The organism is Actinoalloteichus spitiensis RMV-1378, assembly GCF_000239155.1.
Lineage (GTDB): Bacteria > Actinomycetota > Actinomycetes > Mycobacteriales > Pseudonocardiaceae > Actinoalloteichus_B > Actinoalloteichus_B spitiensis.
The window spans coordinates 1-12,525 of sequence record NZ_AGVX02000142.1 but is presented as its reverse complement, the minus strand read 5'-3'; the positions used below and the strand labels follow the sequence as shown (position 1 = coordinate 12,525).

Sequence of the window (12,525 nt, the reverse complement as noted above, 5' to 3'; positions counted from 1 at the left end):
CACCCGGTCGGCCGCTGTCTCGTCGAGCAACCAGCGGGTGGCGACCCGGCCGACGGCACCCGCCGCCGGGACCGACTCCGGGTCGGCGCCCCGCAGCGCCGCTCCGACCGGCTCCGCCTTCGCGGCACCGGTGGTCAGCAACCACACCTCGGCGGCCTCCCGGATGGCGGGCAGGGTCAGCGAGATCCTGGTCGGCGGGGGTTTCGGGCAGTCCCGGACCGCGACCACGGTCCGCTCCGCCTCCCGCACGGCGGGGGTCTGCGGGAACAGCGAGGCGGTGTGCCCCTCCTCCCCGACCCCCAACAGGCAGACATCGAAGCGCGGTACTCCGGCCGTCCCGCCCTGTTCCACCGAACGCTGGGCGAGCAGCCGGGCGTACGCGGCGGCCGCGGCCTCCGGGTCGTCCCCGAACTCGCCGTCCGAGGGCGCCATCACGTGCACCCGGGCCGGGTCCACCGGAACGTGGTCGAGGAACGCCGTCCGGGCCAGTGTCTCGTTCCGCTCCGGGTCACCCGAAGGCAGGAAGCGCTCGTCGCCCCAGTAGAAGTCGACCAGCGACCAGTCCACGGCGTCCCGGGCCGGTGCGTCCCGCAACCGCTCCAGGACGGCGCCCCCGGTCCGGCCACCCGTGAGCACCACCGACGCGAAGCCCTTCGCGGCCTGGGCGTCCACCAGCGCCGTGAGCAGCCGTGCCGCCACGGCCGGAGCGAGCACGTCCGGGGTGCGGTGCACCACCACCCGGGGAGCGGTGGGGTTCCCGTCGGTGGAGCTCATCCGCTCTCAGTCCCTTCGGTCGTGGGTGGGGTGTCCTGGTGGTTTCGGGGTAACGAGGACTCCCCCCGGGCGGACCTGCCCACGCTTCCCCGGCGGGCGGGCTTGGGGGCGGCGGAACGCCGTCCCCCGGTCCGCTTCGCCGCGCCCGTGGTCGAACCGGTCGCACCGCCGGTCCTGCGGGTACCGCGCTTGGACGTGCCGTTCCGAGCGCCCGTGCCCTCCGAGGAGGCTGGCTCCAAGCGGGTGGACTTCGCCGTGCCGGCGCTCCTGCCCCCCGCGCCGGGCTCGGCGGCCCGCGCGGTGGACTTCGCCGACGTAGCCGTGCGGCGGCTGGTCGACCGCGCCGCCGGGCTGGACTTCGCCGTGGTCACCGAGCCGCGGGCAGCCACGACCTTCGGCAACGCCTCCAGGGTGTCCTCGTACACCTCGTCGGGGTCCAGCCTGCGCAGCTCCTCGATGAGGCAGTCCCGCACCGACCTGCGCGGGAGCGCGATCGTCCGGTCGGGCTGCCCCGGCTGGGTCAACGTCGCCACCTGGCCGTCCGGGCGGACCAGCTCGATGAGTCCCGAACGCCGCTCCAACACCACCGACACGATGCCCTGTCCGCTGGAGGTGCGGACCCGGCGCACCGAGATGTCCAGGCAGGACGCGAGCCAGCCGGCGAGCAGTTGGGTGGAGGGGGAGTCGGCGTTGCCCGTCACCGTGGCCCGGGTCACGGGCTCGTGCGGCGGCAGGTCGAGGGCGGCGGCCAGGTAGGCACGCCAGGAGGTCAGCCGGGTCCACGCCAGGTCGGTGTCGCCGCCCCGGTAGGAGGACCGCCGCTGCTCCAGCGACCGGACGGGGTTGCGCTCGGACTTGGCATCGGTGATGCGCCGGTGGGCGAGCTTGCCGATCGGGTCCTCGGCCGGCACCTTCGGTGCCTCCAGGGGCCACCACGCCACCACGGGCGCGTCCGGCAGCAGCAGGGGCACCAGGCAACTGGCGCCCTCGTCGGCCAACGGCCCGTACATGCGGAGCACGACGACCTCACTGGCCCCGGCGTCGCCCCCGACGCGGATCTGCGCGTCGAGGCGGGCGGCCGCCTTGCGGGCACCACGGGCGAGCACGATGACCCGGCAGGGGTGTTCGCGGCTGGCGTCGTTGGCGGCCTCGATGGCCTGTTCGGCCTGGCTGCCGTCGTCGGTGATGATCGCCAGGGTGAGGACCCGGCCGAGGGCGACGGCGCCACCGGTCTCCCGGATCTCCACCAGCTTCTTGTTGACCTGGGAGGTCGTGGTCGAGGGCAGGTCGATGATCACGGGCGCCTCCAGTGACGTCCGGTGCGGGCCATCATCCGGTCGGCCGACTCCGGTCCCCAGCTCCCGGCCCGGTAGGGCTCGGGGCCACCTTCCTTCTCCCAGTACCGCAGGACGGGGTCGAGGATCTGCCAGGACAGCTCGACCTCCTCGTTGACCGGGAACAGCGACGGTTCGCCGAGCAGCACGTCCAGCAGCAGCCGTTCGTAGGCCTCCGGCGAGTCCTCGGTGAAGGCGTGGCCGTAACCGAAGTCCATCGTGACGTCGCGGATCTGCATCGAGGTGCCCGGCACCTTCGACCCGAACCGCATCGTCACCCCCTCATCCGGCTGCACCCGGATGACCAGTGCGTTCTCCCCGAGCTCGTCGGTGGACGTCGAGTCGAAGGGCAGGTGCGGGGCCCGTTTGAACACGATGGCGATCTCGGTGACCCGTCGGCCCAACCGTTTGCCGGTGCGCAGGTAGAACGGCACGCCGGCCCAACGGCGGGTGTTGACCTGCATGGTCATCGCCGCGTAGGTCTCGGTGGTGGAGTCGCTGGCGAAACCGCCCTCCTCCAGCAGCCCGGGGACGAGCTGCCCGCCCTGCCACCCGCCGGTGTACTGGCCGCGGGCGGTGGTCTCCGAGAACGGTTCCCACGGCTTGGTGGCCGCGAGCACCTTGATCTTCTCGGTGCGCAGCGCGCGGGGGTGGAAGGAGACCGGCTCCTCCATCGCGGTCAACGCCAGCAGCTGGAGCAGGTGGTTCTGGATGACGTCCCGCGCCGCGCCGATGCCGTCGTAGTAGCCCGCTCGACCCCCCAGGCCGATGTCCTCGGCCATGGTGATCTGCACGTGGTCCACGTAGTGCGCGTTCCACAGCGGTTCGAACAGCTGGTTGGCGAAGCGCAACGCCAGGATGTTCTGCACCGTCTCCTTGCCGAGGTAGTGGTCGATGCGGAACACCGACTCCTCGGGGAAGACCTCGTTGACGATCTTGTTCAGCTCCTGGGCGCTCTCCAGGTCGTGGCCGAACGGCTTCTCGATCACGACCCGGCGCCACTGCTCCGGGTTCTGCGCGGAGAGACCAGAGCGGGCCAGTTGCCGGCACACCGTCGGGAACGCGCTCGGCGGAACCGACAGGTAGAAGGCGTGATTGCCGCCGGTCCCCCGGACCCGGTCCAGGTCGGCGACCGTCGTGACGAGGTCGTCGAAGGCCTGGTCGTCGTCGAAGCTGCCCGAGACGAACCGCAGCCCCTCCGACAGCTGCCGCCAGACCTCCTCCCGGAACGGGGTGCGGGAGTGCTCCCGCACCGCCTCGTACACCACCTTGCTGAAGTCCTGGTCCGCCCAGTCCCGCCGGGCGAACCCGGTGAGCGCGAAGCCCGGGGGCAGCAGTTTGCGGTTGGCCAGGTCGTAGATGGCGGGCATCAGCTTCTTGCGGGAGAGGTCGCCGGTGACCCCGAAGATCACCAGCCCGCTGGGGCCAGCGATCCTCGGCAGACGCTTGTCCCGGTCGTCCCGCAGTGGGTTGCGCCAGTGTCTGCTGGTCACGGAGTCGTCTCCTGGATCGCTGCGACGAGTTGGGCCAGGCCGGCGGCGCGGTCGGTGAGGTGCACCCGGAGCACCGGCCTCCCGTGGTCGGCCAGCACCTGGCCGTCCCCGAGCGCCTGCGCCAGCTGGAGCGTGCCGAGGGTGTACGGCCGGCCGGGAACGTCGAGGTCCTGCTCGTTGTCCCCGGTGAGCTGGAGGAACACCCCGTTCTGGTGGCCACCCTTGTGGTACTGCCCTGTGGAGTGCAGGAACCGGGGGCCCCACCCGAACGTCGTCTGCGCGCCCGACCTGCGGGCCAGCTCCGGGCGGAGGACCGCAGCCGAGGCGTCCTGCTCCCGGTCGAGGTAGGCCTGCACGGCCAGGTAACCCGACGTGGGTGTCTCGGCCAGCAGCGACCTCACCACCGCCGACAGCGACCCGGTGTCGGCCGGCCGCCACTGACCGGTGGCGTACACCTCCACCGCTCCGTCCCGGAGCAGCGGTTCCGCGGCGGACGCCGCCCGCTCCGGGGTGTCGAGCAGCGCCCGGGCCGCCTTCTTGGCCGCCTCCACGTCCGGCTGGTCGAACGGGTTGATCCCCAGCAGCCGACCGACGAACGCGGTGGCGAACTCCCACAGCAGCAGGGAGCCACCCAGCGTGCCGGACACGGTGATCCCCGCGTTCTCCACCGGGTCGCCCAACACGACGGTGGTGGCGTCGTCACCGGCGTCGACGAAACCCGGCGCCGAGGTGTTCTCCACGGCCACCGGGAGCAGGCCGGTGCCCTCCTTGCCCGTGGACTCGGCGATGAGCTGCTCCGCCCAGTCGGCGAACCCGGGGAACCCGGAGCCGTTGTCGGCGAAGACGACCTTCTCGGCACCCTCCGAGTGCGCCACACCCAGCGCCGCGGCCAGCCGCAGCGCCGGGTTCTCCGGGGAGTCGGCCCCCAGCGCCGGTGCCGCCGAGGCGGCCTCGGCCAACAGGGCGGCGATGTCGGCCCCGGCCAGGCCGGCCGGGACGAGCCCGAAGGCGGTCAGCGCCGAGTAGCGCCCTCCGACGTTGGGATCGGCGAGGAACACCCGCCGGTAGCCGTTCTCCCGGGCGATCGACTCCAGCGGGGACCCGGGGTCGGTGACCACCACGATCCGGCTGGCCGGGTCGATGTCGTTCGCCCGGAACGCGGCCTCGAAGATCCGCCGGTGGCTGTCGGTCTCCACCGTGGAACCGGACTTGGAGGACACCACCAGGACGGTCCTGGACAGGTCGCCCGACAGGGCCTCGGCGACCTGGGCCGGGTCTGTGGTGTCCAACACCACCAGGGGCACCCCGGCGGCGGCGGTGATGACCTCCGGGGCGAGGGAGGAACCGCCCATCCCGGCCAGCACCACCCGGTCGACGCCCTCGGCGTGGAACTCGCCCCGGACCGCCTCGATCTCCCCGACCACGGGACGGGAGCTGCGGTGCAGCCCCGTCCAGGCCAGCCGGATCGACGCCTCCGGTTCGGCTTCCGGCCCCCACAGCGTCGCGTCCTGGTCGGCGAGGCGGGACGCCACCCGCTCGCCGGCCAGCCGTTCGGCGACGGCGGCGGCCTCGGCCGCCCGTGACGCGTCGTTGATCTCGACCGCCACTCCCGGCCCGTCACCGGCTGCCGTTGCTCCCGTCATGCGCTCCCCCCGGACTCGGTGGCTGCCCTCAGCTGTTCGGTGACACTGTCCAGCAGTTCGGTCCAGGACTTCTCGAACTTGTCGACACCCTCGGTCTCCAGCACGACGTAGACGTCGTCCACGTCGACCCCCACCTCGGAGAGGCGCTCGAAGACGCCCTTCGCGTCCTCGGCCGTGCCCCGGACCCGGTCGCCCTCCACCGTGCCGTGGTCGGCGACGGCCAGCAGCGTCTTCTCCGGCATCGTGTTGACCACGTTGGCGGTGACGAGCTCGTCGACGTAGAGGGTGTCCGGGTAGTCGGGGTTCTTGACCCCGGTCGACGCCCACAGCGGCCGCTGCGGGCGGGCACCGGCCTCGGCGAGCGCCTTCCACCGCTGCGAGGAGAAGACCTCCTCGAAGGCGGCGTAGGCGAGCCGGGCGTTGGCCAGGGCTGCCTTGCCGCGCAGGGCGGCGGCCTCCCCGGTCCCCAGGGCCTCCAGCCGCTTGTCCACCTCGGTGTCGACGCGGGACACGAAGAACGAGGCCACCGACTCGATGGTGGCCAACTCGTGCCCGGCCTGCTTCGCCTGCTCGAGACCGGTGAGGAACGCCTCCATCACGTCCCGGTAGCGCTCCACGGAGAAGATCAACGTCACGTTCACGCTGATCCCCTCGGAGAGGGCCTTGGTGATGGCGGGAAGGCCCTCCAGGGTGGCCGGGATCTTGACGAACAGGTTCGGCCGGTCGACGGTCTTCCAGAGCTCCCTGGCCTCGGCGATGGTGGCCTCGGTGTCGTGGGCGAGCCGGGGGTCCACCTCGATCGAGACCCGGCCGTCCACGGTTCCGGTCGCCTCGTAGGTCTCCCGGAACACGTCGCAGGCGTTGCGGACGTCAGTGGTCGTGATCTCCCTGACCGCCTGCTCCACACTGGCGCCCCGCGCCGCCAGCTCCCTGACCTGCGGGTCGTAGGAGCTGCTGTCGGCGAGGGCACCCGCGAAGATCGTCGGGTTGGTGGTGACGCCCACCAGCCGGTAGTCGCGGATGTAGTCGGCGAGCTGGCCGGAGCTGATGCGGTCCCTGGACAGGTCGTCCAGCCACACCGACACGCCGGCGTCGGACAGTGCCGCGAGACGCTCGTTGCTGCTCACTTGGTTCCCTCCACTCGCGCGATGCTGGTGCGGGCGGCGTCCACGACGGCCTCCGGGGTGAAACCGAACTCCCGGAAGAGGGTCTTGTAGTCGGCGGACGCGCCGAAGTGTTCGATGGAGACGATCTGGCCGGCGTCGCCAACGAAGCGGTGCCAGGGCTGGGCGATGCCCGCCTCCACGGCGACCCGGGCCCGGACCGACGGCGGCAGGACCTGGTCGCGGTAGCTCTGGTCCTGGGCGTCGAACCACTCGACGCACGGCATGGACACCACCCGGGTCCCCACGCCCTCGGCTTCCAGGACCTGCCGGGCCTCCAGGGCCAGGGTGACCTCGGAACCGGTCGCGATGATGACGACCTGCGGGGTCCCGCTGCCCGCCTCGGCGAGCACGTAGCCACCTCGGGCCACGCCCTCGGCGGAGGTGCCCTCGTGCACGGGCAGGTTCTGCCGGGTCAGGGCCAGGCCGACGGGGCCCTCGTCCCACTCCAGGGTGGCCCGCCACGCGGCGGCCGTCTCGTTCGCGTCGGCGGGGCGCACCACGGACAACCCGGGGATGGCCCGCAGCGAGGCGAGCTGTTCGATCGGCTGGTGGGTGGGGCCGTCCTCGCCGAGGCCAATCGAGTCGTGCGTCCACACGAAGGTGGAGCGGGCCTTCATCAGCGCGGCGAGCCGGACCGCCGGCCGCTGGTAGTCGCTGAAGATCAGGAAGGTGCCGCCGTAGGGCCTGGTGGGGCCGTGCAGCGCGATGCCGTTGAGGATCGAGGCCATCGCGTGCTCGCGGACACCGAAGTGCAGGGTCCGCCCGTAGGGCTGGGCGTTGAACTCGCGGGTGGAGATGCTGGCCGGACCGAAGGAGTCCACCCCGCTCATCGTGGTGTTGTTGCTCTCGGCGAGGTCGGCGGAGCCGCCCCACACCTCCGGGAGCACGTCGGCGAGGGCGTTGAGCACCTCACCGGAGGCCTTCCTGGTGGCCAGGCCCTTGGCGTCCGGCTCCCAGGTCGGGAGCTTGTCGGTCCAACCGTCGGGGAGCCTGCCGGCGGTCAGCCGGTCGAACAGCTCCTTGCGGTCGGGGTTGGCCTTGGCCCAGGCGTCGAAGGACTTCCGCCACTCGGCGTGGGCTGCCGCACCCCGTTCCACCGCGCGCCGCCCGTGGGCGAGCACCTCGTCCTCCACCTGGAAGCTCTTCGCCGGGTCGAAGCCGAGGATCTCCTTGGTCCTGGCGACCTCCTCCTCGCCCAGCGCGGCGCCGTGGGCCTTGCCGGTGTTGCGCTTGGTCGGCGCGGGGTGGCCGATGACGGTGCGCAGGACGATCAGCGTCGGGCGCTGCGTCTCCGCCTTCGCCTCGGCCAGCGCCGCCTCGATCGCCACCACGTCCTCGCCCCCGTCGACCCGGAGGACGTGCCAGCCGTAGGCCTCGTAGCGCTTGGCCGTGTCCTCGGACAACGCGATGTTCGTGTCGTCCTCGATCGAGATCTCGTTGGCGTCGTAGATCACCGTCAGGTTGCCCAGCTGCTGGTGACCGGCCAGTGAGGAGGCCTCGGCGGTGACGCCCTCCTCGATGTCGCCGTCCGAGGCGATCACGTAGATGTGGTGGTCGAACGGGCTCTCGCCGAGCGGGGCCTCCGGGTCGAACAGGCCACGTTCCCGGCGGGCGGCCATCGCCATGCCCACCGCGGAGGCCAGCCCCTGCCCGAGCGGGCCGGTGGTGATCTCCACTCCCGGGGAGTGCTTGTACTCCGGGTGACCCGGGGTCTTCGAACCCCACTGGCGGAGCTGGCGGATGTCCTCCAGTTCCAGGCCGTAGCCGGCCAGGAACAGCTGGAGGTAGAGGGTGAGGCTGCTGTGCCCGGCGGACAGGATGAAGCGGTCGCGTCCCGCCCAGTCCGCGTCGCTCGGGTCGTGGCGCATGACGCGCTGGAACAGCGTGTAGGCGACGGGCGCCAGGCTCATCGCCGTGCCGGGGTGGCCGTTGCCCTTGTGCTGGACCGCGTCGGCGGCGAGCACGCGGAGGGTGTCGACCGCGCGGGTGTCCAGCGCCGTCCAGTCGGCGGGCAGGTTCGGTGTGATCAGCTGGTTGAGGTCCTCAGTGACGGACACGGACAGTGCTCCCCATTTCCTTCGGTGCGGCCTGCCGGACGGCGCTCCGTTGCACCCTCGGGCCGGACGCGCTGTCGTCCCTGGTCCGGCCGCCAGCCTAATAGCGGCGTTTGATCTCGGTGATCTCGCAGCCCGTCGCGTCACGGGTGCCCGGGAGGCGGCCCACTCACACGTACCGTGGCGGTCACCCTCAGGGTGAAATCCCCTACCGGCGGTCACCGGAACGCTCCAGTTTACGCCCCACCTGCTGGTCCGGTTCCGTAGCGCGGCTAGCATTCCGGTGGCCCTGCTGTCCAGGGGTCTGACCCGAACTGACGAGGAGTCCCATGTCGCCGGGGAGCGCCGCACGGAGCGCGTCATGAGCACCGTTGCCACTCCTGTCGCACCCCGATCCCGATCGCTGCGTCAGGTCCTACGCGCCTATCTGTCGCTGATCAAGCCGCGGGTGGTGGAGCAGCTGCTCATCACCACGATCCCCGCGATGCTGCTCGCCCAACGGGGCGTGCCGTCGCTGTGGCTGGTCCTGTGCACCCTCGTGGGGGGCACGATGGCCGCCGGCAGCGCCAACGCGCTGAACTGCGTCATCGACGCCGACATCGACTCGGTGATGAAACGGACCAGCAAGCGTCCGCTGGTGCGGGACCAGATCTCCCGGACCCACGCGCTCGTCTTCGCGGTGTCCCTCGGCGTGGCCTCGTTCGTCGTGCTGTGGACGACGACCAACCTCCTGGCGGCGGTCTTCGCCGTGGCCACCATCCTGTTCTACGTCCTCGTCTACACCATGGTGCTGAAGCGGCGGACGGCCCAGAACATCATCTGGGGCGGGGCCGCCGGCTGCATGCCTGTGGTGATCGGCTGGTCGGCGGTGACCGGGGGCATCCACTGGCCGGCCCTGGTGATGTTCGGCGTCATCTTCTTCTGGACCCCGCCGCACACCTGGGCGTTGGCGATGAAGTACCGCGAGGACTACGAGCGGGCGGGCGTTCCGATGCTGCCGGTCGTGGCGGAGGCCAGCCACGTCTCCCGGCAGATCGTGATCTTCTCCTGGGTGATGGTGCTCTGGTCATTGCTGCTGGTGCCCGCCGCCAGCTGGATCTACCTGCTGCTCGCCGTCGTGGGCGGCGCCTGGTTCCTGATCGGTGCCCACCGGCTGCACTCCGGTGTGCTGCGGGGCGAGGAGGTGCGGCCGATGCGGCTGTTCCACCTGTCCAACAGCTACCTGATGGCGGTGTTCGTGGGCTTGGCCGTCGACTCCGTCGTCGGCTGGCAGGTCTTCGGCTGGCCGTTCTGATCCGACAAGGGCGCGTCCCGCGCCCGCCCGTCCCCGGGCGGGAACCTCGAGCACCTCGCAGGCCTCCTGGTGGAGCGGCACCACGTCGTGCCTACCGGAGCACGGTGGATCCGGGTGGGGAAGGCCCGCCTGCGGCGCCGCTCCCCGCCGCGGGCGAGGTCGAGGTCGGGGCCGGTGCCGTCGAGCCCCGCCAAACCGCCCCGGCGCACCGGGCCCCGCGCCGTCCCCGACCACAGCGGGGGTGAACCCGGTGTCGCCAGGGCCTGGCGCATCGCGTCCCCGCGGGGCGGTGGTCGACCGCCCCCGCGCACCCGTGGCCTGGGCCCGCCCGGCCCGGTGCGATCCGGGCACCGATCGACACCTACCGTGTCCGGCGGATGGTTCGTTGGGCAGAATGGTGCAACGCGACATGGGGGGAGCGGCGGTCCACGCGCGGGCTGCGCGTGCCAGCGACCCGCTGGCGGCGGTCCCGGTGGGAGGACCCCGGTCGGGTGCGGGGCACCTTCCGCGAGGCATCACGGCCACGTCTCCGCCACGCTCACAAGGAGAAGAGTTGCGCAACTCGTCACGGCACATCACCGGCGCTGTGCTCGGCGTCCTGCTGACACCGGCGCTCGGCTGGGGGCTCGGGTGGTCCTCGGGCGAACTGGTCCGGGCGTTCCGGGTCTTCGCCCTCGGCGCCGACCTGATCCTGCCCAGCCTCGTCATCGTCGCGATCGGCCTCGTGATCGCGGTGCTCGTGAGCGCGCGGGTCTCACCGGTCGCCGCGCTCGTCCCGGGCATCGCGTTCCTCGCCGCCGGGCTGCTCTTCATGGTCAGCACCGGCACCGCGACCCGGGTCATGGGGTGGTTGGGTTCGGTGTCACCGGCGTTGATCTCGCTGGCGTCCCTCGGGATGCTGTTGCTGTTGGGGACGGTCCTCATCGCTTCGGCGTGCATGCCAGGGCGGTGGCGCGAGCCCGGTGCGGCCGACCCGGCGACCAGTGGCGCCCTCGGCGGTCCCACCGGAGCCCCAGCCCCCTTCCCGCGTCCGGAGGACCGGTCGCCCTGGGGCACGACCTGAACGGCGGCCGGCACGCCGGTCCACCGGCTACCGGCCGCTCCTCCTGGGGATGATGGCGCCGTGCGGGTGGTCCACATCGCGAGGACCGTCGAAACGGCTGGACGGGGGACGCTGAGCTGACGATGATCGGACGGGTCCCGGACCGTGTCCGCCGTCGCACCCGCGTCGCGTGCACGGACCCGGCGTCGACCACGCCGCGGCGGTAGCCCGCCGACGAAGGAGAGCTCATGAGCGTCGAGGAGCCGCGCTGGTTCCACCGCTGGGAGGGGGAGCTGACGCCGCTCGACCACCTGCGCATCGCGGAGCTGCTGTCCGCCGCCTTCGTCAGCACCTCCCACCAGTTCCGCGACGCCCGGAGTTGGGCCGGCGCCCGACCCGAGCTGCGCCTGGTGGCGTGCGCGGGGGACACCGTCGTGGCGCACGCGGCGGTGTTGCGCCGCTTCGTCCGCGTGGGGCGGGCCGACCAACTCGTGGGCGAGCTGGGGCTGGTGGCCGTCCACCCCGACGCCCAGGGGAACGGCCTGGGCGCGCAGCTGCTGGCAAGGGTGGAGGAGCGCCTGCGCGACCTGGGGGTGCCCTTCGGGCTGCTCAACACCGACCAGCGGACCGCCGCCTTCTACGCCCGTTCGGGCTGGTGCGCGTTGACCGGGGTCGCGAGCAGGTGGGCCGACGTGGACTACCCGTGGCAGAACGCGGACCTCCGTGACCCGCTGCTGGTGCTGCCCGTCGCCGCCCCGCTGACCCGGTGGCCGGGTGGGGGCGTGGTGGACCGCAACGGCGGCGTGCTGTGACCGAACGGCAGCACGACCCGAGTCCCGTGCCAGCGCGGCCGGGCCGACCGAACAGGAGGTGGGCGGGTGGGCGCACCCGAGATCGCACCGCTGGACAGCGGTGAGTGCCAGGTGTGGTGGGCGGCCAGGGACGCGGCGGCCCCCGAGCTGATCTCCCTGCTCGACGACGCCGAACGCACCCGGCACGACCGCTTCCGCCGCGAGGAGGACCGGCAACGCCACCTCGTCGCCCGGGCGCTGTCGCGCATCGTGCTGGGAGCCCACCTCGGGCTGGAGCCCCGGGACGTCCGGTTCCGCTACGAGTGCGCGCACTGCGGTGAGCAGGCGCACGGCAAGCCGGTGCTCACCCCGGACAGCGGGCTGCGGTTCTCGTTGTCCCACTCGGGCGAGTCCGTCGTGTTGGCGGTGTGCCGGGACGGTGAGGTCGGCGTCGACGTGGAGGAGGTACGGGAGAACCTCGACATCGACCGGCTCGGTGACACCGTGCTGTGCGAGGAGGAACAGCGCACGGTGGGCGCGCTCCCGGCCGAGCGGCGGCAGGAGGCGTTCTTCACCTACTGGACCCGCAAGGAGGCGGTGCTCAAGGCGGTCGGCCTCGGGCTGGCGTTGCCGATGCGGTCGGTGCTGCTCTCCGGCCCGGACGAGGCCCCCGCGATGCTGGACTGGCGCTCGGAGCGGACGGCTCCCGAGGCCCTGCGGCTCTACGAGCTGGAAGCCCCGTCCGGTCACCTGGCCAGTCTCGCCGTGCTCGACTCGCGCCCGTTGCGGATTCGGGAGTTGTCCGGTGACCCCCTGTTGGCGGGGGCTCCAGAACCGTCCCGCTGACGCCGAGCGCCGCCCGGCCCCCGACCGACCCCGGCCTGAGGGCCGGCGACGGCCCGGCGGGGCGCGCGGTCGGCGGCGCGCCCCGCCC

10 protein-coding genes are annotated in these 12,525 nt (G+C 72.3%); 4 read left to right on the top strand and 6 right to left on the bottom strand.

All coding sequences use genetic code 11. From position 1 onward, the window contains the following. From pgl to tkt, 6 genes are all read right to left on the bottom strand, one after another. Positions 1-774 (bottom strand): 6-phosphogluconolactonase (gene pgl / locus ACTIDRAF_RS0207685; RefSeq protein WP_016698146.1); only part of this gene is annotated, 774 nt, incomplete at its 3' end. Next, on the bottom strand, positions 771-2,072 hold the full coding sequence (opcA, locus tag ACTIDRAF_RS27745) for a glucose-6-phosphate dehydrogenase assembly protein OpcA (RefSeq protein WP_016698145.1): 1,302 nt from the start codon (positions 2,070-2,072) through the stop codon (positions 771-773). The genes pgl and opcA, both read right to left, overlap by 4 nt. Then, the gene (gene zwf / locus ACTIDRAF_RS0207675) at positions 2,069-3,601 is read right to left on the bottom strand and encodes a glucose-6-phosphate dehydrogenase (RefSeq protein WP_016698144.1); all 1,533 of its coding nucleotides are present in this window, start codon (positions 3,599-3,601) and stop codon (positions 2,069-2,071) included. Before zwf ends, opcA begins: the two co-directional genes overlap by 4 nt. Next, the gene (locus tag ACTIDRAF_RS0207670) at positions 3,598-5,244 is read right to left on the bottom strand and encodes a hypothetical protein (RefSeq protein ID WP_052168741.1); all 1,647 of its coding nucleotides are present in this window, start codon (positions 5,242-5,244) and stop codon (positions 3,598-3,600) included. Before ACTIDRAF_RS0207670 ends, zwf begins: the two co-directional genes overlap by 4 nt. Further along, complete coding sequence (gene tal / locus ACTIDRAF_RS0207665; protein WP_016698142.1) at positions 5,241-6,371, bottom strand: transaldolase; 1,131 nt, start codon at positions 6,369-6,371, stop codon at positions 5,241-5,243. Before tal ends, ACTIDRAF_RS0207670 begins: the two co-directional genes overlap by 4 nt. Then, the gene (gene tkt, locus ACTIDRAF_RS0207660) at positions 6,368-8,467 is read right to left on the bottom strand and encodes a transketolase (RefSeq protein WP_016698141.1); all 2,100 of its coding nucleotides are present in this window, start codon (positions 8,465-8,467) and stop codon (positions 6,368-6,370) included. Before tkt ends, tal begins: the two co-directional genes overlap by 4 nt. A gap of 358 nt (positions 8,468-8,825) precedes the next feature. Here tkt and ACTIDRAF_RS0207655 point away from each other — a divergent pair, with 358 nt between their 5' ends. From ACTIDRAF_RS0207655 to ACTIDRAF_RS27740, 4 genes are all read left to right on the top strand, one after another. Further along, complete coding sequence (locus ACTIDRAF_RS0207655; protein WP_052168740.1) at positions 8,826-9,758, top strand: heme o synthase; 933 nt, start codon at positions 8,826-8,828, stop codon at positions 9,756-9,758. Between the two features lie 553 nt (positions 9,759-10,311). Beyond that, complete coding sequence (locus ACTIDRAF_RS0207650) at positions 10,312-10,821, top strand: hypothetical protein (protein ID WP_016698139.1); 510 nt, start codon at positions 10,312-10,314, stop codon at positions 10,819-10,821. A gap of 227 nt (positions 10,822-11,048) precedes the next feature. Continuing rightward, positions 11,049-11,612 (top strand): GNAT family N-acetyltransferase, encoded by a 564-nt coding sequence (locus tag ACTIDRAF_RS0207645; protein WP_016698138.1) that lies wholly within the window; start codon positions 11,049-11,051, stop codon positions 11,610-11,612. 66 nt (positions 11,613-11,678) lie between these two features. After that, positions 11,679-12,437 (top strand): 4'-phosphopantetheinyl transferase family protein, encoded by a 759-nt coding sequence (locus ACTIDRAF_RS27740; RefSeq protein WP_016698137.1) that lies wholly within the window; start codon positions 11,679-11,681, stop codon positions 12,435-12,437. Positions 12,438-12,525 lie beyond the last annotated feature (88 nt).

Bases quoted from the DNA above. Each gene is read 5' to 3' on its own strand.
- ACTIDRAF_RS0207645 (WP_016698138.1), top strand. From the start codon at position 11,049: ATGAGCGTCGAGGAGCCGCGCTGGTTCCACCGCTGGGAGGGGGAGCTG.
- ACTIDRAF_RS0207670 (WP_052168741.1), bottom strand. From the start codon at position 5,244: ATGACGGGAGCAACGGCAGCCGGTGACGGGCCGGGAGTGGCGGTCGAG.
- ACTIDRAF_RS0207655 (WP_052168740.1), top strand. From the start codon at position 8,826: ATGAGCACCGTTGCCACTCCTGTCGCACCCCGATCCCGATCGCTGCGT.